Annotated in this window: 23 protein-coding genes and 2 pseudogenes; 12 read left to right on the forward strand and 13 right to left on the reverse strand. The window is 67.7% G+C overall.

The annotated features are described in order from the left end of the window. The first annotated feature begins 9 nt into the window (after positions 1-9). The 4 genes and pseudogenes from OHB00_RS02320 to OHB00_RS02335 form a co-directional block, all read left to right on the forward strand. A complete protein-coding gene (locus OHB00_RS02320; protein WP_406430672.1) occupies positions 10-1,107 on the forward strand; it encodes a DegT/DnrJ/EryC1/StrS family aminotransferase in 1,098 nt (365 codons plus the stop codon). Then, on the forward strand, positions 1,104-2,084 hold the full coding sequence (locus OHB00_RS02325; RefSeq protein WP_406430674.1) for a Gfo/Idh/MocA family protein: 981 nt from the start codon (positions 1,104-1,106) through the stop codon (positions 2,082-2,084). Before OHB00_RS02320 ends, OHB00_RS02325 begins: the two co-directional genes overlap by 4 nt. 196 nt (positions 2,085-2,280) lie before the next feature. Continuing rightward, the gene (locus OHB00_RS02330; protein WP_406430675.1) at positions 2,281-2,616 is read left to right on the forward strand and encodes a hypothetical protein; all 336 of its coding nucleotides are present in this window, start codon (positions 2,281-2,283) and stop codon (positions 2,614-2,616) included. 1,055 nt (positions 2,617-3,671) lie between these two features. Next, a pseudogene (locus tag OHB00_RS02335) lies at positions 3,672-3,794 on the forward strand (VOC family protein); the annotation flags it as partial. 193 nt (positions 3,795-3,987) lie between these two features. Here the strand turns inward: OHB00_RS02335 and OHB00_RS02340 are convergent. The 6 genes from OHB00_RS02340 to OHB00_RS02365 form a co-directional block, all read right to left on the reverse strand. Further along, a complete protein-coding gene (locus tag OHB00_RS02340; protein WP_406430677.1) occupies positions 3,988-4,830 on the reverse strand; it encodes a maleylpyruvate isomerase family mycothiol-dependent enzyme in 843 nt (280 codons plus the stop codon). Between the two features lie 175 nt (positions 4,831-5,005). After that, positions 5,006-5,263: a hypothetical protein gene (locus OHB00_RS02345; RefSeq protein WP_406430679.1), complete on the reverse strand. Its 258-nt coding sequence runs from the start codon at positions 5,261-5,263 to the stop codon at positions 5,006-5,008. A gap of 220 nt (positions 5,264-5,483) precedes the next feature. Next, positions 5,484-5,912 carry a DUF4267 domain-containing protein gene (locus OHB00_RS02350; protein ID WP_390982421.1) on the reverse strand — a complete coding sequence of 143 codons (429 nt, stop codon included), beginning with the start codon at positions 5,910-5,912 and terminating at the stop codon, positions 5,484-5,486. A gap of 178 nt (positions 5,913-6,090) precedes the next feature. Next, positions 6,091-6,486, reverse strand: a complete 396-nt coding sequence (locus OHB00_RS02355) for a VOC family protein (protein ID WP_406430681.1) — start codon at positions 6,484-6,486, stop codon at positions 6,091-6,093. Positions 6,487-6,624: 138 nt separating this feature from the next. Next, positions 6,625-6,975 carry an antibiotic biosynthesis monooxygenase family protein gene (locus OHB00_RS02360; RefSeq protein WP_406430683.1) on the reverse strand — a complete coding sequence of 117 codons (351 nt, stop codon included), beginning with the start codon at positions 6,973-6,975 and terminating at the stop codon, positions 6,625-6,627. 99 nt (positions 6,976-7,074) lie between these two features. After that, positions 7,075-7,521 carry an anthrone oxygenase family protein gene (locus tag OHB00_RS02365; protein WP_406430685.1) on the reverse strand — a complete coding sequence of 149 codons (447 nt, stop codon included), beginning with the start codon at positions 7,519-7,521 and terminating at the stop codon, positions 7,075-7,077. A 90-nt stretch (positions 7,522-7,611) separates the two neighbouring features. On the opposite strand from OHB00_RS02365, the gene OHB00_RS02370 reads away from it, so the two are divergent. Then, positions 7,612-8,196, forward strand: a complete 585-nt coding sequence (locus tag OHB00_RS02370; protein ID WP_406430687.1) for a TetR/AcrR family transcriptional regulator — start codon at positions 7,612-7,614, stop codon at positions 8,194-8,196. A 321-nt stretch (positions 8,197-8,517) separates the two neighbouring features. Here OHB00_RS02370 and OHB00_RS02375 read toward each other — a convergent pair whose 3' ends face one another. Further along, positions 8,518-8,937, reverse strand: coding sequence for a helix-turn-helix domain-containing protein (locus OHB00_RS02375; protein ID WP_406430689.1), 420 nt, complete (start codon positions 8,935-8,937; stop codon positions 8,518-8,520). Between the two features lie 132 nt (positions 8,938-9,069). Then, positions 9,070-9,987: an alpha/beta hydrolase gene (locus tag OHB00_RS02380; protein ID WP_406430691.1), complete on the reverse strand. Its 918-nt coding sequence runs from the start codon at positions 9,985-9,987 to the stop codon at positions 9,070-9,072. 235 nt (positions 9,988-10,222) lie between these two features. On the opposite strand from OHB00_RS02380, the gene OHB00_RS02385 reads away from it, so the two are divergent. Continuing rightward, complete coding sequence (locus tag OHB00_RS02385; protein ID WP_406430693.1) at positions 10,223-11,092, forward strand: helix-turn-helix domain-containing protein; 870 nt, start codon at positions 10,223-10,225, stop codon at positions 11,090-11,092. 313 nt (positions 11,093-11,405) lie between these two features. Then, entirely contained in the window at positions 11,406-12,320 is a 915-nt protein-coding gene (locus OHB00_RS02390; RefSeq protein WP_406430695.1) for an NADP-dependent oxidoreductase, read from the forward strand. A gap of 980 nt (positions 12,321-13,300) precedes the next feature. Here the strand turns inward: OHB00_RS02390 and OHB00_RS02395 are convergent. Continuing rightward, entirely contained in the window at positions 13,301-13,435 is a 135-nt protein-coding gene (locus OHB00_RS02395; protein WP_406430697.1) for a hypothetical protein, read from the reverse strand. Positions 13,436-13,576: 141 nt separating this feature from the next. On the opposite strand from OHB00_RS02395, the gene OHB00_RS02400 reads away from it, so the two are divergent. Continuing rightward, complete coding sequence (locus OHB00_RS02400; RefSeq protein WP_406164848.1) at positions 13,577-14,317, forward strand: class I SAM-dependent methyltransferase; 741 nt, start codon at positions 13,577-13,579, stop codon at positions 14,315-14,317. Positions 14,318-14,481: 164 nt separating this feature from the next. Here the strand turns inward: OHB00_RS02400 and OHB00_RS02405 are convergent, their stop codons facing one another. Further along, the gene (locus tag OHB00_RS02405) at positions 14,482-14,871 is read right to left on the reverse strand and encodes a hypothetical protein (RefSeq protein ID WP_406430699.1); all 390 of its coding nucleotides are present in this window, start codon (positions 14,869-14,871) and stop codon (positions 14,482-14,484) included. Between the two features lie 160 nt (positions 14,872-15,031). On the opposite strand from OHB00_RS02405, the gene OHB00_RS02410 reads away from it, so the two are divergent. From OHB00_RS02410 to OHB00_RS02425, 4 genes are all read left to right on the forward strand, one after another. Continuing rightward, the gene (locus tag OHB00_RS02410) at positions 15,032-15,676 is read left to right on the forward strand and encodes a class I SAM-dependent DNA methyltransferase (RefSeq protein ID WP_406430701.1); all 645 of its coding nucleotides are present in this window, start codon (positions 15,032-15,034) and stop codon (positions 15,674-15,676) included. Between the two features lie 197 nt (positions 15,677-15,873). After that, positions 15,874-16,380, forward strand: a complete 507-nt coding sequence (locus tag OHB00_RS02415; RefSeq protein ID WP_406445582.1) for a winged helix-turn-helix domain-containing protein — start codon at positions 15,874-15,876, stop codon at positions 16,378-16,380. After that, a complete protein-coding gene (locus OHB00_RS02420) occupies positions 16,308-16,874 on the forward strand; it encodes a transposase (RefSeq protein ID WP_406445584.1) in 567 nt (188 codons plus the stop codon). Before OHB00_RS02415 ends, OHB00_RS02420 begins: the two co-directional genes overlap by 73 nt. Before the next feature lie 71 nt (positions 16,875-16,945). Further along, positions 16,946-17,473 (forward strand): hypothetical protein, encoded by a 528-nt coding sequence (locus OHB00_RS02425; protein WP_406430703.1) that lies wholly within the window; start codon positions 16,946-16,948, stop codon positions 17,471-17,473. A gap of 489 nt (positions 17,474-17,962) precedes the next feature. On the opposite strand, the gene OHB00_RS02430 is transcribed toward OHB00_RS02425, so the two are convergent. From OHB00_RS02430 to OHB00_RS02440, 3 genes and pseudogenes are all read right to left on the reverse strand, one after another. Then, the gene (locus tag OHB00_RS02430) at positions 17,963-18,208 is read right to left on the reverse strand and encodes a helix-turn-helix domain-containing protein (protein WP_406445586.1); all 246 of its coding nucleotides are present in this window, start codon (positions 18,206-18,208) and stop codon (positions 17,963-17,965) included. A 364-nt stretch (positions 18,209-18,572) separates the two neighbouring features. Next, a complete protein-coding gene (locus OHB00_RS02435; protein WP_406430705.1) occupies positions 18,573-19,388 on the reverse strand; it encodes an SAM-dependent methyltransferase in 816 nt (271 codons plus the stop codon). 201 nt (positions 19,389-19,589) lie between these two features. Then, positions 19,590-19,676: pseudogene (locus OHB00_RS02440) on the reverse strand (XRE family transcriptional regulator); the annotation flags it as partial. Positions 19,677-19,678: the final 2 nt, after the last annotated feature.

Below are 19,678 nucleotides of genomic sequence, written 5' to 3' on the forward strand. Positions count from 1 at the left end.
GAGTCCCCGATGATATCGCTGGTTTCTGTCGATGTGCACGAAGCGGAATCTCTGGTGCTTGAGGTTCTGCGCTCCGGTCAACTCGCTCAGGGGCCCATGGTGGAGCGTCTTGAGAAGGCGATCGGGCAGTGGGCGGGGGTCGAGCACGCCGTCGCGGTCAGCAGCGGGACGGCCGCGATCCTGCTGAGCCTTCAGGCTTGGGAGTTGAAGCCGGGTGACGAGGTCATCACCTCGCCCTTCACCTTCTCCGCGACACTGAACGCCATCATCACGAGCGGCGCCACCGCCTCGTTCGTGGACATTCATCCCGATGATTTCAATATGGACCCGGAACTGCTGGAAGCGCGCATCAACGACCGGACCAAGGTGCTCCTGCCCGTGGATCTCTACGGGCAGACGGCGGACATGGCAAGCATAGAGAAGATCGCCGTGAAGAACCGTCTCAAGATCGTCGAGGACGCGGCTCAGGCCATCGGCTCCAGCCAGTTCGGGAGACCGGCCGGAAGCTTTGGCACAGGCTGCTTCTCTCTTTACGCGACGAAGAACGTGACGGCCGGGGAGGGTGGTGTCGTCACGACGGACGACGGCGAATTAGCCGACAGAATACGCCTTTTACGGAATCAGGGAATGCGAGATCGGTACGACTATCGCCGTATCGGCGGGAATCATCGGCTCTCGGATCTGCACGCGGCGGTCGGCCTCTCCCAGTTCGCGCATCTCCAAGAATTCAGCGAAAAGCGTGCATACAACGCGGACCGGCTGTCCGACGGACTGGCCGGAATACCGGGATTGCTGCTTCCACGAACAATTCCGGGGCGTACGCACGTCTGGAACCAGTACACCCTGCGCGTCACCGAGGACGCTTCCTGTTCGCGTGACGAACTCGCCGCACGACTGGCCCGAAACGGGATAGCGTCGGGCCATTTCTACCCGCGCCCGGTCTTCGACTACCCGTGTTACCGAGGCCACCCGCAGATCGTTCGGGCCGCTGTGCCGGTGGCCGCCCGGACAGCTGCAGAGGTCCTCTCGCTGCCCGTGCATCCCGGTCTCACCGACGCGGACCTCGACCGCGTCATTCGTGAGACCCGAGCGGCCCTGCGCGGATGACGGGGGCAGCGCTCCCCCGCGTCCTGCTGGTGGGAGCCGGCGTGATGGGAGGCCACCACGGGCGGGTCATCGCCGAGAGCGCACGCTGTGACCTGGCGGCCGTGGTGGACCCGGACGAGCACCGCGGACGCGGGCTGGCCAGGCGCTACGGGGCGGCCTGGGCGCCGGAGATCGACACCTTGTCCGGCGTGGACGCCGTGGTGGTGGCCTCCCCCACCGGACAGCACAGGAGAACCGCCCTCGACGTGCTCGGCGAGAACATTCCGCTCTTCGTCGAGAAGCCGCTGTCCGCGAGCCTCGCGGAGAGTCAGGAAATCGTCGATGCCGCACTCGGGCGAGGCACCCCACTCATGTGCGGATTCATCGAGCGGTTCAACCCCGCCGTGCGGCAGGTCATGTCACGCGTCAACGCACCGGAAGCGGTCTTCACCTATCGCTTCTCCGGTTACTCGACCCGCATGAACGCGGGGGTCTCCTGGGATCTTCTGGTCCATGACGTGGATCTGGTCCTGGGTATTTTCGACGGTCAGAAGCCGATCGTCGAAGGAGCCACCACCGGGCGCCACAGCGGCGAGGAGCGGATCGGCGAGGACACGGCCACCGCATTGGTGAAGTTCGCCGACACGAACGCCGCCGTTCTGTCGGCCAGCAGGGTGGCGGACTATCGCGCGCGCATCATGACCATTTCTCAGCCGGGCGCGATCATCGTGGCGGACCTGCTGAATCCGACGGTGACCGTGTACGCGCCGTCGTCGAGTCCGCCCGGTCTCCGCTGCACGGATCCGCCTGCGTTTCCGGTCCTTGAGCACGTGGATTGCTCTGAGCGCCGCGGCCCGCTGACTGCGCAGTGGGATCATTTCGTGGACATCATCGAGGGTAAATCAGATCCGCGGGCCGAAGCCGCCTCGATCCTGCCCAGCCATGAAGCCGTGGAAGCCATCCTCGATGCCGCGACGGAGCGATATGTGGATATCTAAGGTTTCACTCCAGCCGTTCACCGGACGCTCCGACATCGTGCATTCCCTGGCAGTAGATGTTCAGCGTTTTGATTCAGGAATCATTGACCTGCACTATGTCTTGTGCGCGGACATGTCTCGGGTTCGAGTGCCCAGCGTTCGCCCGTCATGCCACGCCTCCCCTACGGATGAGCTGTGGCGGCACACGTGTTTCGAAATGTTCGTGCACAAGGACAGCAACTCTCCCGCGTACTACGAGTTGAATATTTCGCCGTCCGGGCAATGGGCGCTCTACAGCTTCGACGCCTATCACAAGAACATGACCCCCGTGATCCCTGCCCGCCCCCCAAAGGTCCACGTCGTCCAGGCCGAGGACCGGCTGGAGGTTCAGGTCCGAGCCGACTTGAGCGGCCTTCCCTGTACCGGCACAATGGCCGTCTCCGCCGTCATCGAGGACTCCGCGTGCGGACTCACGTATTGGGCAGTCACGCATCCTTCGGTCGAGCCAGATTTCCATCACTCGGATAGTTTCATCATCGGCTCTCGACTTTGATCTTGATATCCGCATTCGGCCTCATTTTTACGACCGAATCCCAAAGACCTCCGATACGGCCGGCGGTGGTCACGATCGCCACGTAGTGGGCGCCGCGTCGGCGCTTGTAAGGCCTGTCCCGCAGCACCTGGCCGCAGTTGGGATGATTCGGCATTGCCTGCCTCCACGACCCGCTCCTCCGGGATGCGGATCAGCTCACATTGAGTTCGCCCGGCCGGACGGGGTGCCGATCCAGGGCTTGGGCGTAGTCGCAGGATGTCCGGTTCGTGATCGTGCGACGACACCGAAGCTCTGCCGCGTGCGGGCTTGGGCCGGCTGCCATTGATGAGTCGCATCGGGACCGGTACAAGTGACGAGTGACAGAACCTCTTGCTCCTCGCCCGGATGGCCGCGTTGCGTCGAAGCCGGGACGTTGGACCAGGCAGTCAGCGGGTGCGACGTTCGCCGCCGTCGCAGCATTCCTCATCACTCGCGACGTCACGTTCGGGTTCTTCAGGCAGACGCTGCCCGACTGGGCGTACACCGCTACGGTCCTCGCGGGACTTGCCGTGTCGGCTGTCGCCTACGGCCTCGCCGTGTTGTGGCTCAGGCGACTGCCCTAGCAGGGCGGCTCACGCAGGCTTCAGCGTTGCGGCACGGCGTCCGGTTACGTGACAATCCGCCGACTTGGCGGTCATCCGGGAGTTGACAGGCACGGGCTCCCAAGATCATGGAGTTCTCTACGCCCCGTGCTCCAAGTGGAAGACCGTGCCTGCCGACGCATCATCTCTGATCCCGCCTGCCCTTGACCAACTGCGTGAGAATCCGCAGGTTGGACCCGAGGAGGTCCCGGGTCTGGTGGAGCGGCTGGCCGGGGTGCCGGACCCGCGTGACCCGCGCGGGGTGCGCCACCGTTTGGCCGTCGTGCTCGCTCTCACCGCGTGCGCGGTACTGCCGGAGAGAAGAACATCGCGGCCGGCCTCCGCCGCAACGCCCGCGACCCTCGCCGCCCCCTCGCACTCCTCGGCCTCGGGTGATCACGAACCGGTCGTCATGCGACTACGCCGAAGCCCTGGCCTGGGGAGATCAACCACCACCACGGTGGGCGTGGCCTGTACTTCGTGGATCCGGCCGGGCACGGCATGGAGATCATCACGCGGCCCTATGGCAGCCACGAGCAGGCGCCGACGGCCTCGTGAGGCAGTGGCAGGTCAGGCCGTGCCCTGGCCTGCCACTCCGTGGCCCGTTCGGGAGATCGCACGCGGGCTCGCGCAATCGGGAGTTGCGTATTCCTCAGCTTCTGACGGCTACTGAAGTTGGATGCGTGATGTCGGTACCCATCGTTGGCGCTGTTGGTGTCAGGCACGGTGGAAGCCGGTGCGGCCAGCGTCGTCAGTAGATGATGGACACGATCTGGCACGCGGCTTCGGCGAGCCGACGATCTCCCTGCACATGGGCGCGGGACAGGGCATCCGCAGGATCGATGTTCCGCGTGGACAATCGCCAGATGGTCTCTGTATCCAGCAGCACGGTTGCGGTTGGCCGGCCGCTCGGCGCTTCGGCCAACGACCATCGATCCGCTGCGGCAGTGGCCGTCCAGCTGCCGCCGACGGGGCCCTCTGCGATCACCTGGACCTGCGCCCCGATTGGTGCTGACGTGCTCCGGAGTGTGTGGGGCAGGGCCCGCATGAAGGTATCGAGGACCATGCCCAGGGCACCCGGCTCCGGGTCGGTGTCGCGGCCGATGGCGTGACGGATCTGCTGCCGGTGAGTCCAGTGCTCGGTGAACTCCCGGGCGATGTCCAGCCACGCCGGCGCGGGCTCGACACCTGCCCACGACACGGCCTGGGCGGCCGCGTCAAGGTTGGCTGTGGCGAATCGTTGAGCGAGCTGGGTGCCTGCTGCAGCCAGGCCGTCGATGAGCGAAGCAGGGCTGTCATCGGCGTGCAGCTCGACCCATTCCTGATTCGTGCGGTGGATGAACGCCTCAAGCGTCTCGCCTTCGGCGAAGCCGTTCCGGTAGCCGTGGCCGAGGCGGCCGTAGTAGTCACCGAGGAGGTGGACGGCAACGTCGTGGACCGTCCAACGCCCGGCTGCCGTCCTGCTCCAGTCGGAGGGTGTCAGACCACGCAGGGTATCGAGCAGCGACCTGAGCTCCGGACCGAACAGCGCACGTGCGTCGATCGGGTTACCCAGCCAGGAAATGCCGGACACGCCGTTGGACTCGGGACTCATGGCCACAGCCTGTCAGGCAGGAACCGTGGCCTGCCAGCGAATACTCTCGCCTCGGAGCGTCCGGGTGACCAGTGAGCGGTGTGCATCGTGAAGTATCAGGTCACGGGCCTGGTGTGGGTCGGTGTCGGGGTGCTCACGCTGGTTGTGGGCGGGTGGCTACGGTGGAGATCGTCGGTCAGCGGGCGACTTCCCGGTTGGTCAGGACCAGCAGGGCCCGTACCAGCGCGGTCGCCCACTTCGGGTCGGTGCGGACCAGGCCGTGGCACTTGTGCTTGCCGGAGCAGTCCTCCCGGTTCTCGGTCCCGGTGCGGCGGCGGGTGCGGATCAGGGAGCCGTCCAGGAGTACCACCCCGCCACCGGATCGGGCGATCTTCTTCAGCGCGCGGTCCAGGCGCGGTGCGCGGCCGGCCAGCAGGCCGACGGCTTCCCGCACCCACCGGGCAACCGTGGTGCGATGGATCTGCCCTGGGAGCGGGCAACTGCGACTACCAGCCCTTCACCCGCCCACTCGACCTCCTCTGCATCACCCGGTGACCAGCAACTACGCCAAGATCAAAAGACTTTGCAACAGCCCTGGCCTTTCCCCGCGGTCGCTGACAGACAAGGGGTGGCCCGGTCGTCTGGCCGGGCCACCCCTTCGGGGCATGCAGCTGTTAGGCGGGCTGCGCTGCGGGCGCTGGGGCGGGGGTCTTGTGGTCCTTGCTGGTCTCGCGGAGGATCAGCAGGCTGGTCGTCGCAATCAGCGCCGAGGTCAGGCCGTGGATGCCGAGCGCGGCGGCAATGGAGCCGTGGTGGGCCAAGACGTTGATCATGTCGCCGAATGGGGCGACGGCCTCCATCAGCAGGACCCAGCCCAGGGCGCGGCGATGGCCCGTCACCAACAGGATGCCGATGACCAGGCCCATCGCGAATTCGCGGGTGCCCTTCATGATGAGGAAACCATCGCCGTTGCCGGCGGACCAGGTCGGCAGGCCAACGCCTTGGGTGGACGCCTCCGGGGCCAGGATGAAGGACAACCCGAGGTAGAGAACGAACAAGGCGCAGGCGGTGGCCAGGACGGTGTTGACGTTCTTCAGCGACATGGCGCTTCTCCTTTGACGTTCAGACTGGAGTGGGAGGGTTCAGCGGCGGCCGATGACGTGCCGGATGGCGCGGGCCGGTGCGGACGCGCGGACAAGTTCGTCTACTCGGGGCATCTTGGACCGTGCCGGCCTGCCGGTTCGCGATCCCGCCGCCGACGAAGCGTTGATTCACTGGCCGTCATCGGCCCGAGGACCCGGGGCCGCCCGGGGTGAGGATCTCCATGAGATGTCCGTCGGGGTCACGGAAGTAGGTGCCCCGGCGGCCTGCGGTGCGCTTGCCGTGATAGACCTGCCCGATCTCCTGGCATGCGGGATCGCCGTAGTGGGTGATTCCACCGCGCTGGAGGCGGGCGAGGGCGGCGTCGAACTCCTGGTCGCTAAGCAGAAACGCGTAGTGGTGCGGCTCGAAGGCGTCCATCCGGTCGTAGTCCAGGCTGACTTGGTTGGCCAGTGTGACCGGCGTGAAGTGTGCCAGCGGCGCATCGACGCTCAGGCCGAGGATGCCGGCCAGGAACCGCGCTGAAGTTTGCGGGTCGCGGGCGGGGACGATGGTGTGGTTCAGCTCCACGGTCATGGCGGGCTCCTTGTCAGGGACGGGGCTACGCGAGGTGGGGTGATCGGCGGCCTGAAGCGGTCCGGGATGGTGCACGGGCGGGTGACCGCCCGGGGAAGGTCGGGCTTGTTCGGCTGCCCCGGGGCAGCAGCGGCTGTGTCAGACGTCGATCTGCTCGAAGATGTGCGGGTACGACACGATGTCGTCGGGGAACTCGGCCGCCAGACGCTGGAACTCCGGGCTGCCGAACGCCGTGGCGAGCGCCTCGGTCGACTCCCAGACCGCGATATTCATCAGAAGCCGGCTGCCCGCCGTTCCCATGTGCATCTGGAAGGAGACGAATCCCGGCTGGGCCTTCATGAACTCCGCCTGCCTCCTGAAGAGAACCAGGAATGCTTCCGTCTGCCCCTTCGGGACGACGAAGGTGTTGGCCAGGGCGATGGGCCCGGTCTTCTCCTTGAACTGCGCGAACATCGGGGTGAGCGGGTCGAGGTTCAGCAGCTTGGCCATGTCCGGAACTTCCTCTCGCTGTCGGTGAATGGGGGCGCTGGGTCCCGCGTCCTGCGGATACCAGCGGAGTTCGAGGGGTGTTGGCGTCCGGGTTCCGGCTCAGGTGAGGGCGGCGGCCAGCAGGGCGAAGGCCGCGATGATGACAGCGACGCGGACGTAGTGGTAGCGCTCCCAGCGGCGCAGCTGCTCCTTCCAGTCCTCGGGCCGGGTCTCGGGGGTCCACGTCTTGTTCCGGTTGTTGATCGGGACGAGCAGCAGCATCGACATGACCACGCTGAGGATCAGCAGCCCGGCGGCGACAACGACGAGGCGGGCACCGTCGTGGTGCCACCCGGCAATGGCCCAGATCGCGCTGAGGATGAACGAGCCCGTGTACCAGAACGGCATCACAGCGCCGAGCATCCGGCCCCCGTGAGCATGGCCGAGCTGACCGCTGTCGCCCGGCAGCGCGTCGAGGATCCGGTTCATGACGAAGACGACGGAGAACTCCACCCCCACCATCACCCCGACGACGACGATGGTGACGACCTCAAGTGCGTTGAGCATGACGGCCTTCCAGTTATCTAGCGTTGCTAGCAGTTGAGGCGAAGCTAGCACTACTGCCGCTCGATCGTCTAGTGGCGCTAGGATCGAACCATGTCGGTACAGGAACGCAAGGAGCGCGAGCGGGCGGGCCGCGAGCGCCTCATCGTGGCGACGGCCCGCGAGATCGCCGAGCAGCAAGGCTGGGACGCGGTCACCACTCGCCGGCTCGCCGAGCGCATCGAGTACAGCCAACCCGTCCTCTACAGCCACTTCCGCGGCAAGCGAGAGATCATCGGCGCCGTCGCCCTGCAGGGCTCTACCGAGCTGGCTGCGGCGGTGCGGGCGGCGACCGCCGCCGCTGCCACGGACGGCTCGCGCGCCCAAGTCGCCGCCCTCGCCCGCGCCTACCTGGACTTCGCCGAGCGCAACCCGGCGCTCTACGACGCGATCTTCCTGCTCGACAACGGGCTGCCATACGCTGTCGAAGACACCCCTGTCCCGCTGAAGGACGCCTTCGCCGCCCTGATGGAGACCCTCGGCGGGGTCGCCGGGGAGGGCGCCGAACCGGGGCTGTTCACCGAGGTGTTCTGGGCGGCCCTGCACGGGCTGGCGACCCTGACCCGGGCGGGACGGCTGCTGCCGGAGGACGCCGAGCAGCGGGTGGAACTGCTGGTGGACCGGCTCGCCGTGCTCTGACACACCGTTCCGAGGGGCACGCGGCCGGGGCCCTCGGGCCCCGCCGCTGCCTGCGGCGACGCTTCGGGTCGCTCGCGTCCGCGTGGCGCAGCCGTAGGTCGCCGTGCGGTACGGCCGGCACGATGCCGGCGATTTTCCCCGCGGGCAGGGCCCGCCACCGCGATCCGATCTTCTTGCAGTGGCCGCGGATCAGGTCGGCGAGCCAGTTCAAGGTGGCGCTCGACAGCGGCAGGCGGGCGGTGCGGACAAGACCGTCGGGGCCCTCGGCATGAGGATTGTCTTCCTTCACACCAAACTCAACTGCCGCCGGGAGCACTCCAGTTACGCGGCCCCTGGGAGCCCGACCGGGACGGCTACAGGGGCACGGTGAACTTCCCGCTCATCGGCGGATGCGGCACGGTAGCGGTCCCGGCCTCCGTTGCGGGCGATCTCGCGGGAGACGGTCGAAGGCGATCGGCCCAGCCGCCTGGCCAACTGCCGGCCGGATTCCCCGGCGGCGATGCCGCGGGACATCTCTTCGCGCCCGCTGCCGCTCAGATGCCGCTCTGATCGTTGCTGCGGTGTGACGCGGACGCCGCCACTCTGGTGCAGGAACCGACGGGCGTGCTGCATCGGTGCCCCGAACGCCCGCCCGATCGAGCTGAACGACTGGCCCCGCGCGCCGGCGTCTCCAGAGCTCATCCTGCTGAGCTGGCGAAATCCCGTAGTCACGCACCTGCGCCTCCACGATCGCGTGATCATCCGTGGGTGGTGCGTTGATCATTTGAGGGTGCCTTCGTTTGCCGACAGGATGGGCGGAGTGGGGCATCGGCAGAGCGAGGATGCAGGTCCTATGGCTGCCTCTGCCGCCCGTGGGGCCGGAGTGGCGGGTAGTCACTCGGCCAGGTACTTGCCGAAGAACTCGGTGAGCTTGGCGACGGCGGGGGTGACGTATTCGTCCTTGTCGTACAGGTCGATGTGCGTGGCACCGTCGATGACGACCAGCTCCTTGGGCTCGGCTGCCTGCGCGATCGCTTCTCGGCTGAAGTACGCGCTCTCCGCTTCCGAACCGGCGATCATCAGCAGGGGGCGAGGGGAGATGAGCCGGATCATCGCGTACGAGTCGTACTGGGCGAGCTGGTCGACGCTGCGCAGTACCCATCCCTGGACGGCGCGGGGGTGGTAGCCACGCGGGGTGCAGTAGAACTCGCACGTCTCCCGAAACTGCCTGGTTTCGGTCTCCAGCAGTTCCTTGGCGTTGTCGGGAATCCATGCCACCAGTTGCGGGGCCGCGCCGCGTGCCTCCTCGGTGCGCGCCGCACCGGCCTGGTCGAGCAGGGCCTGAAGGATCGCCGGGTCCTGTGTGCGGCCCAGTCCCTCACGGAACACTGACCCGAGGTCCACGGCGCTGACCGTGGCCACGCTCTTGATGCGGTGGTCGGTCTGAGCGGCGTAGGGGACGTAACCGCCGGAGGCGCAGATACCCAGGGCTCCGATACGGTCCGGATCGATGTCGTCACGGGTGGTCAGGTAGGTCACGGCGGACTTGATGTCCTCGGCGCGCTGGAAGGGGTTCTCCATGCCGCGCGGCTCGCCCTCGCTCTCGCCCTGGTACGCGGCGTCGAAGACGAGCGCGGCGAATCCGGAGCGGGCCAGGCGCTTGGCGTAGATGCTCGGGCTCTGCTCCTTCACGCCGCCTCCCGGATGGGAGATGACAATGGCCGGCAGCCGGCCGTCGACGTAGTCGTCGGGGGTGAAGAGAATCCCAGCGAGGGCGAGATGGTTGCTGGGGAAGGTGACGCCGGTCTTCACGGTCTGTGTCTCCTGGTGCAGGTGGGGAAGTGCTGTGATCGCGATGGCGCGGATTCCTCCGGCGGGACCTCCGGCCGGCCCTTTGTCCTCGGGACGGTCCGTCCGCCGGCCACGTCACCGACACTCGCACCCCGTACGTGCACGGGTAAGGGGCTTCTTCTGGCCCCGGACACCGCGGTCCTGGGACACGGCAGGCCCACTGTCACAGGCCCGGCTGGCTGTCAGACTTGTACCCATGAGCAGCAGCAACGCCCACGACAGCGAACTGGGCGCCTTCCTGAAGGCACGGCGCACAGAGCTGAGCCCGGCCGACGTGGGGCTGCCTGATTCGGCCGGCAGGCGCAGGGTCAAGGGCTTGCGCCGCGAGGAGGTGGCCTTGCTGGCGTCGATCAGCCCCGACTACTACACGCGCCTGGAGCAGGGCCGCCGCCAGGCTTCCGAACCGGTGCTGGACACCCTCGCGCGTGTCCTTCGGCTCGATGACGGTGAGCGTGCCTACATGTTCGAACTGTCCGGTCGGGACGCCGCCCGGCCGCGTCGGCGCACCACGCAGAAGGTCCAGCCGCAGCTGCAGCGCCTCCTGGATGACCTCTCCACCACGCCGGCCGTCGTCCTGGGGCGCCGCACGGACATCCTCTCCTGGAATGCTATGGCGGCCGCCCTGTTCACCGACTTCGCGCGGATACCGGAGAAGAACCGCAACTTCGTGCGGCTGGTCTTCTGCGAACCGGGCATCAGAGCGCTGTACCCGGACTGGGAGTGGGTAGCGCAGATGACCCTGGCGCAGCTGCGCATGGAAGCCGCCCGCGATCCGAAAGATCCGCGGCTGGCCGAACTGGTGGGCGAGCTGTCGCTTCAGGACCCCGACTTCCGACGCTGGTGGGGCGCCCACCGCGTCGCCACGCAGGGATCGGGCACGAAAACGCTGAACCATCCGGTTGCCGGCCCGCTCACCCTCGACTGGTCCTTCCTCACCTCCACCGACGACCCCGACCAGCAGCTCATCACCCTGACCGCCGAGCCCGGCACACCCAGCCACGACCGTCTGCGCATCCTCGCCTCATGGGCCGCGCAAACCGCCGACCACCCGATTTCGGACCGTTAGAGGCTCGCCTGGTTCCGGGGACGGCAGGCTGTTCAGCCCGGCACGGTCCTCCGGGAAGGTCACTCACCGTGCGTTGGGCGCACCGAGCAGGTGCGGAGCCACTCCACGATTGGCCCACATAATCGCTCTTCAATAGACCACTTGCCCGGGCCACTAGCCTGCATGGGCTCGACACCAGTGCGCCTGAGACCCCGAGGGACCTCTGCGAGGGATCCCGAGGTCGACACTGGTGCCCGTCTGGGGGTTCCGGGCCGTACCTCCCGGTCGGCCGGACTGAGTGAGAGGACAAAGATCTGCTGTGAAGGCGTGCGGAGTGTCCGGGGCCGAGAAGGATGCCGCCCTGCTGGAGTTGCCCGAACCGCCATCTCCCGGGCCCGGTCAGATCCTGGTGGCGGTTGAGGCGGCCGGGGTCGGCCCGTGGGACGAACTGCTGAACGGCGCCGGCTGGGACGTGGGGCTGCGCCCCCCGGCGGCGCTGGGAGTGGAGGGCGCGGGCAAGGTGCTGGCCGCCGGCGCGGGTGTCACCGGGTTTGCCGTAGGCGACCGGGTGCTCGCACACGAGGCCCCGCTGCCCGGGGGAAGCGGCTTCTGGGCCGAACGCGTTCTGATCAACGCGGATCACGCGGCAGTCTGCCCACCCGGGCTGGATGCCGTGCACGCGGCGGCGCTGCCGGTCAACGGACTCACCGCCTTGCAGTCCCTGGAGAAGCTGGACCTCGGCCGCGGACAGCGGCTCCTGATCACCAACGGGGGCGGGGCCACCGGAGCCCTGGCCGTCCAACTCGCCGCTGCCGAGGGCATCGAGGTGACCGCGACCGCGTCTCCTGCCGCCGCAGAGCGCCTGCTCGGGCTGGGAGCGAGGGAAGTCGTCGACTACCACGACCCGAACTGGTCGGCCAAGGTACGCGGCGGGTTCGACGCCGCCCTCATCGTCGCCCCCGGCACGGCGAACGCCGCCCTGCCCTTGGTGCGGGACGGCGGCCGACTGTGCTCCCTGACCTCGGACGCGCCTGCGGAGGAACGAGGCATCACGAGTTGGGACCTCTACCTTGAGCCCAACGCCACGCAGCTTGCCCGGCTGGCGGAGCAGGCCGCCGCGGGAACCCTGGAACTCGCACCGGAACCTCTGCCGTTGAGCCAGGGACCTGCCGCGTTCACCCGGGTGGTCACCGGACGGGCCGGCGGCAAGAAGATCGTGCTCACCCCAGCGGCTGGCAGCTTCGTGTGAGAGCCGGGGCCTCTCGTGCTCCGTCGTCGTAGGCGGGCGGTCAGACGCGGGCGGGAGATCACCAGCGTGCAGTCCTGCGCGGGTCGCAGTCGGGACAGCCCCCACTCCCAGCGGGATGGGGACCCTGGCCGACGGCGACCTGGGACCGCTGGTGCCGGCCGCGGCCTCTGGTCGCCCATGTCCGCCGGGGCGTCCACGCGCTCGGGACACGATGGTCGGGAAGATCGGGGATGCGGCTGGTGCAGGCCGCGCACGGGCGGCAGGCCAACCGCTCGTTCACCAGCCACGCCGTCGGATCTCCCGGATCATCGGCGTCGACCAGACGCAGACCGGCCTGCTCGGCCCCGCCCTCGGGCCGGTCGCGGCCGGGATCGTAGTGGGCGGACACCACGCAGCCGGTGCCAGGAACGCGTCCGGCCACGCGCTGGAGGCACTGCGCGTCGAGGTCGCTCAGGCCAGGCTCGCTGAATACGCCGTCGCCTCCCACGGTCCTGTCGTGAACCCGGTGACGGGGGCTGTGGCGAGCACCGTGCCCGGATCGTCGGCCGTGGAGACAGACGGCCTGGCCGTCGTACACCAGCCGGATCCCGTTCCTGCGCCAGGTCGCTTCTCCTGGGCGCCCGGCTGAGGAGGCCGTGCAGGTCCCGGATCTTCATGTCCTCCCCACGAGGCCCCCCGTCCGAGAGGTGCCGGTCGAGGGAGCCGTCTCCTGCGGGTGTTCAGATCCCGAAGCGCCAGTACTTGGTGAAGCGGTCCAGAACGAGCTCGGCATCGATCTCGTCGTTCCACACCGAGTCGAGCCATCGCGGAACGGTGTCCACTCGCTCGCAGACCACGAGGCTCGCGGGCTGATGGATCAGGTAGCACAGATCCCGGTCTTCGAACCGTCCTCCCGGCCCCTACAGGGCATACAGGTACGCGAGAGGTTCACGCTTGTCCTCGGCGGAGGCCGCCAACCGGGCCACGTAGCCGTCGTGTTGTTAGGCGCTGACCCCCTTGAGGACGACAGGGAGGATTTCCTCGGACAGGCCGCGGTCGTGGTTCGTGCAGCCGGTCACGGACAGGAAGATCCGCTCGGCCGTCTCCAGGACCCACAGCACCTGCTCCTCCCCCACGCTGTCGACCGTCGTCGTCGAACGGCGCGGAGTGCGGCTTGGTGAAGGCGGGGGTGTCCGGGAGCACCCGACCACTGGCTGGGCCCGGCGGACGCCCCTAATCGTGTTGACCGCCCCGGCAGGCAGTGCTGGAGTCTGCACGTGGACAGCATCCCCGCCAACCGGCGGCTCTGGAACCAGATCAGCAGCGCCTACCAGCACAAGCACGACCCGCAAATCGGCGCCACACCCCGGCTGTGGGGCATGTACTCCATCCCCGACGCGCACCTGCACGCCCTGGGCGACGTCACCGGCAAGCGCGTCCTCGAACTCGGCTGCGGCGCCGGCCAGTGGTCCAGAGCGCTGGCCGCCGAGGGCGCCACCGTGGTCGGGCTCGACCTGTCCGAAGCCCAACTCGCCGCAGCGGCCCGCGCGATGGGAGCGGCCCGCTACCCGCTAGTGCAAGGCGCCGCCGAACAACTCCCCTTCGCCGCCGACAGCTTCGACCTGGTGTTCTGCGACTTCGGTGGGCTCAGCTGGGCGCCCCCGCACCTGGCCGTCCCGCAGGCCGCACGCGTCTTGGGCCGAGGCGGACGCCTGGTGTTCAACGTCGCCAGCCCATGGTTCGAAGCTTGCTACGACGAAGCCGCCAGCCGCGTGACCACGACGCTGCAGCAGGACTACTTCGGGCTGAACACCATCGCCGAAGACGACGGCGCGACCAGCTATCAGCTCACCTACGGCGACTGGGTCAAGGTCCTGCGCGGCGCGGGTCTCATCATCGACGACCTCATCGAACCGCGGCCCGAACTCGGCACACCCAACGGCTACAACGAAACCGACCCACCCGACTGGGCACACCGCTGGCCGGCGGAACTGCTCTGGGTAACCCACAAACCGTAAGTTCCGCCGCGCCGAGACGTGAAGGCATCCCCTCGCCGGGCAGGCCTAGATGATCAATTCCAAGGGATGCCTGCGGAGCGTTGGGGGGGTGCGGCGGCCGAAGCCACCGCGAGACGGTCAGGCGGCGGGCTGCCGGCCCTGGTTGTCGAGGTGGCAGCGGGCGGTCAGGCGTCAGGGTCGACTTCGGGGTGCGTGAATTGCACGGGCTTGCCCAGCGACCGGGCGTAGGCGATTTCGGCTCGGGTGCTGTCTCCGATGTAGTCGCCGACTACGAGCACCTCATCAGCGAGCCGGATCTTCGCCCGGTGCAGATCGTCGAGTCGAACCTTCAGCGCCTCAGCCTCGACAGGATCGGACCAAAGTTCGTGCGGCGACTTCATGTCGCAGCCCGGTTTGACGACAATCTTTCCGGCTTTGGTCTCCCGCAGATCGGCCTCGTTCATCTCGGTCATGAAGCGGGTGGAGCCGCAGATCACGACGATACGCGGGAGGCTCAACAGCTTCTTCGCGTCGGCGAGCTTCTCCTCGGGAGTGAGCAGTCGCGGGTACGACACTGGTTCCTCCTGGTGGTGTGGTCCAAGGGGTGCCTGCGGAAACGGGACCGAGGGTACCCAAGCAGGATCCGGTATCCGTCTCAAGTGACCTGGTCTGATTCGTCGTTGATCTCAGTTGATCTGGTTCGTCATCCTGATCACTGCACTACTCTGTCGAGCCATGACCGCGGACCACTGGTTGGCAGACACCCGGACCTCCTACGACACGGTCGCGGTCAGCTACACCGACCAAGTACGCGCGGCTCTGGCCGGGGCGCCGTACCTTCGGGCGGCTCTGGCGCTGTTCGCCGATTTGGTGCACGCTGTCGGCGGTGGGCCGGTGGCGGACGTGGGCTGCGGACCTGGTCACGTCACCGCTCAGCTGCACGAGCTGGGTGTGGACGCTTTCGGCATAGACCTTTCATCCGTGATGATCGACGTGGCTCGGCGTGACCACCCCCGCCTGCGGTTCGAGGTGGGCTCGATGACCGACCTCGACCTCGCCGAGGCTTCAGTGGTCGGCCTGCTCGCATTTTGGTCGTTGATTCACGTCCCCGACGAAGCAGTGCCCACGGTCTTCGGCCACTTCCGGCGCGTGTTGCATGCCGGCGGACCGCTGCTGCTCGGCTTTCACGTCGGCGACGGGTCGAGGCTGAAGACGCAGGGCTACGGCGGCCACCCGATGAACGTCCACGTTCACCGCCGCCAGCCTGAGCAAGTGGCGGCCTGGCTACGCGATGCCGGGTTCACCGTTGAGGCCCACATGCTGATCGACCCCGACGAGAGTGTTCCAGGTGCGGTTCTCTTCGCACGCCGTCAGTCCTAGGCACGTCAGCAGTCCAGTTGCAGCTGACCATGTTTCGTGAGACGGAAAGCCCACCGGCTGTATCCCTTATCCCACCGACAACAGCAGACGCCGACAGTGTCCGACCATCCGCCCTTGGCCCCAGAGATCTGGGCCACCGTCTCCGATGATGTGGTTCCCGGGGTGTGTGAAGCAGGTGGTCGCTCAGTGGGGCCGAGCTGTTCGAACAGAAGATCAAGCCGCTGGAGGTCGCACGACGCCTGCGGGTGAGCCCGAAGTCGGCTTACCAGTGGCACCAGTTGTGGCGGGACGGCGGCGCGCGGGCGCTGGCTTCCCGTGGCCCGAGCGGATCGCGATGCCGACTGTCCCCGCGCTGTCTAAAGAAGCTGGCCGCGTACCTCGATGAGGGCCCTGCCGCGCACGGCTGGGTGGAGGACCAGGTGTGGACCGCGGCGAGGGTGGCCACTCTGATCGGCAGGAAGTTCCACGTCTCCTACAGCGTCTCCGGCGCGACAAGGCTGATGCACCGGCTCGGCTTCAGCCCGCAGGTCCCCACGCGGCGGGTCGCCGAGCGTGATGAGCAGGCCGTCACCGTCTGGAAGGAGGCGACCTGGGACGAGGTAAAAGAGCCCGCGCGGCCCGCGGAGGCTACATCTGCTTCGAGGACGAGGCAGGCTTCACCCGCCGGCCGCCCAAAGGACGCACCTGGGGCCGACGCGGAGTGACTCCGCAGGTGACGGTGAGCGGAAGACGTTCGGGACGGCTCACCGTGGCCGGACTGATCGCCATGCGGCCCGGCTCCCGGACCCGGCTGTGCCACCGTTTGCGCACCCACGCCTCGGGCAAAGGCAGCCGCCGCAGCATGGGAGAACGCGACTTCATCGCGCTGATCGACGGAACTCACCAACTCGTCAAAGCGCCGATCGTGCTGGTGTGGGACCGCTTGAACACTCATGTCTCCCACGCCATGCGTGAGCTGATCGCCGAGCGTGCATGGCTGACGGTGTTCCTGCTGCCCGCCTACTCGCCCGACCTCAACCCCGTCGAGTGGGTGTGGGCGCACGTCAAGCGCAGCCTGGCCAACCTCGCCGTGGTCGCCCTCGACCGGCTCGAGGCCCTCGTCCGCAGCCGGCTCAAACGACTTCAGTACCGGCCCGGCACTCTCGACGGCTTCATAGCGGGCACCGGCCTGACCCTCGACGACCCGGCGTCACCCTAATGAGCCGAGGTCAGTAATACGGGACAGAAACGTATCTGCTGGCTCCGGCGAAGAACCGATAACGTGCGGCCATGACCGATCTGGCAGAGCGCCCGCTGCTCTTCCTGGATGTCGATGGAACGCTCCTGCCCTACGGCGGGGCACAGCTCCCATCGACTCCTCAGGGTTGGCAGGACTGGCAGGACGTTTCGAATCCTCAGCTGGCGAAGATCAACCATAGGCACGGCCCGCGGCTGCTGGCGCTGCCCTGCGTTCTGACGTGGGCCACCGCATGGATGGAAGACGCCAACGACGTGATAGCCCCTCTGCTCGGACTGCCGGAACTTCCGGTGGCCGACTTGCCAGATGTGCCGGAGGAGTACGAGGCCGGCGCACTGAACTGGAAGACCCGGGACCTCGTTCAAGCTGCGGCAGGGCGCCCGTTCATCTGGGTCGACGACTCGATCACCGATCTGGATCGCGTATGGGTCGCAACCCACCATCGAGGGCACGCCCTTCTCTACCGAGTCGATTCCATGATCGGCCTGGCTGATGAGGACTTTTCGGTCATCGACGACTGGCTGCGGGACCGGCGCGACTCGGTTCGCCGAGACAGATGACCGAACGACTCGGTTCGCTGGGAAACCGATTCGGTTGAGTGAGACAGGACAACATCCCCACAACCGGTGAGCCCCAACGCGTCGGAAGATCCCTTACGGGACTTCCGTAGTGCTGGATTCCTCAAACGATGTACACAAAGCGGCGTCGCAGGGAGCGGGTTGAAGGTGCGGATCTTCCCCATATCCAGGGCCGGGCCCGGGCGTTGAGCTGGGCTGTTGCCTGGTCGGTGGCTTGCTCGATCTCGGACGGCCCGGCGAAGGACTGCCCGGCGAGTGCGGCCTTTCGGAAGATGCGCCACCAGCCCTCGTGCAGGTTGAACCAGCAGGCGCCGACGGGAAGGACGACGTGCCGGATCCTGGGGTGGCACTCCCGGCCAGCAGGATCCGGCGCACCTGACGGCGGCCGACTTCGATGCCCAGCCGCTGTGCCTCGGCAGCCGGCGCGTCGAGGGTCCATTCACTGGCCCGGACTCATCCGCCGCGGCCGACTCACCGTCCGCCTGCACCGTCAGCCGACCCGGTGGCGGCTGTTTGATCAGGCCGATGACTCCGGAGCATTCGGCTTCGGATCCGACGCCTGCGGCCCTGCCCGCCCAGATCCTTCAAGCCGTCCAAGCCCGAGCTGTTGAAGCCGTGCAACCAGCGGCGGACCGTCTTGGGGCTGCGCCTCAACTCATCCGCGATCGCAGGAACCCGCTCGCCGGACCAGCTCAGCTCGACCGTCCGAGTCCGCATCGCCAGATGACGAGGCGCCCTGCGTGCTTGCGCCAGCCGATGCGCCACCCGCTGCTCGTCCTCGTCACGGCTCGGCCGTGCCCGCAACACCACCCTCCGGCACCCGCCCCCGAGAACCCGAACCACCCCGCCACCAGGACATATACCCGGTGAAAGAATCCAGCACTGGTTCCCTCGGACGGCAGCCGAAGGGACCAGGACGGGCCGCGGAGGTCTGCGACCGGCTGCCGGGTCAGACAGCCTGAGCTGCCCCGCCCCGGCGGATGCGGTCGAGCAGGGTGTGGTGATACGCAGCGAGGCCGCCGTCAGCAACGGGGGCGGGCCCTGCCGGTGAGTGTGTGCGGCAGCGAGGTGAAGCGAGAGATCACGGCTTCAGCGCCACGGCTCCCAGCTGGGGCACGACCGTGGGCTCTTCGCCGGGCTCCGGCCGCCACAGAGAGCAGGACACGAGCCCGGGCTCCAGGAGCGTGAGCCCGTCGAAGTACTGGGCGACCTCCTCGCTGCTGCGGGCGGTGACCGGCGGTTTGGCGTTGGCGTTCCAGAACTCCATCGCCTCAAGCTGGAGGTCGCCGCCGAGTTCGGGCTCCGTGGTGGGGTGGGTCAGTACGAGGAAGCTGCCGGGGGGCAGCGCCTCCACGAGCCGACGTGCGAGGGCCCGCGCCTGGTCACCGTCGAGGACGAAGTTGAGGATGCCGAGCAGCATGAGTGCGGTGGGCTTGGTGAAGTCGAGTGTCCGTCCGGAGATGCGCAGAATGGTGTCCGGGTCGTGCACATCGGCGTCGATGTAGTCGGTGGCGCCTTCCGGGGCACTGGTCAGCAGGGCGCGGGCGTGCGCGAGCACGATGGGGTCATTGTCGACGTACACGATCCGCGACTCGGGGGCGATCCGCTGGGCGATCTCGTGGGTGTTCTCCAGGGCCGGCAGGCCGGTGCCGATGTCCAGGAACTGGCGGATGCCGTGCTCCTCTGCCAGACAGCGCACGGCGCGGCCAAGGAACTCCCGGTCGGCGCGCGCGATGTCGCGGATGACGGGGATCATTCCGGCCACGTGATCGCCCACCTGCTGGTCGACCTCGTAGTTGTCCTTGCCGCCCTGCCAGTAGTTCCACACGCGAGCGTTGTGCGCCGTCCCGGTATCGAGTCGCTGCACTGCGGTATCGGCGCTCTGGTTCTCGCTCACGTCTTCCTCTCCTCACACGCCCAAGGACCGCATGGAATCGAGCACTTGCGGTCACTGCTGCGCTTTGGCACATCGGTTGGCGTCATTCTGCCGCACGCCGCCATCGTCGCGTCCCGGAACAGGTGGTCGGAGGAACTTGGGTCCGCGCCCTGCGGGTGGCCATCGGCGTCGCCGACGCAGGACCGGCGTAGTGAGGCGGTGGTCCGTCGTCCCGATCGGCGCGGTGTAGCCGAGGCGGGCGCGGGTGTCGATGACGATGCCACCGATGGTGGCCGCCTTCTGCCGGGCCG

The organism is Streptomyces sp. NBC_00631 (assembly GCF_045206895.1).
In the GTDB taxonomy this organism is placed as follows: Bacteria; Actinomycetota; Actinomycetes; order Streptomycetales; family Streptomycetaceae; genus Streptomyces.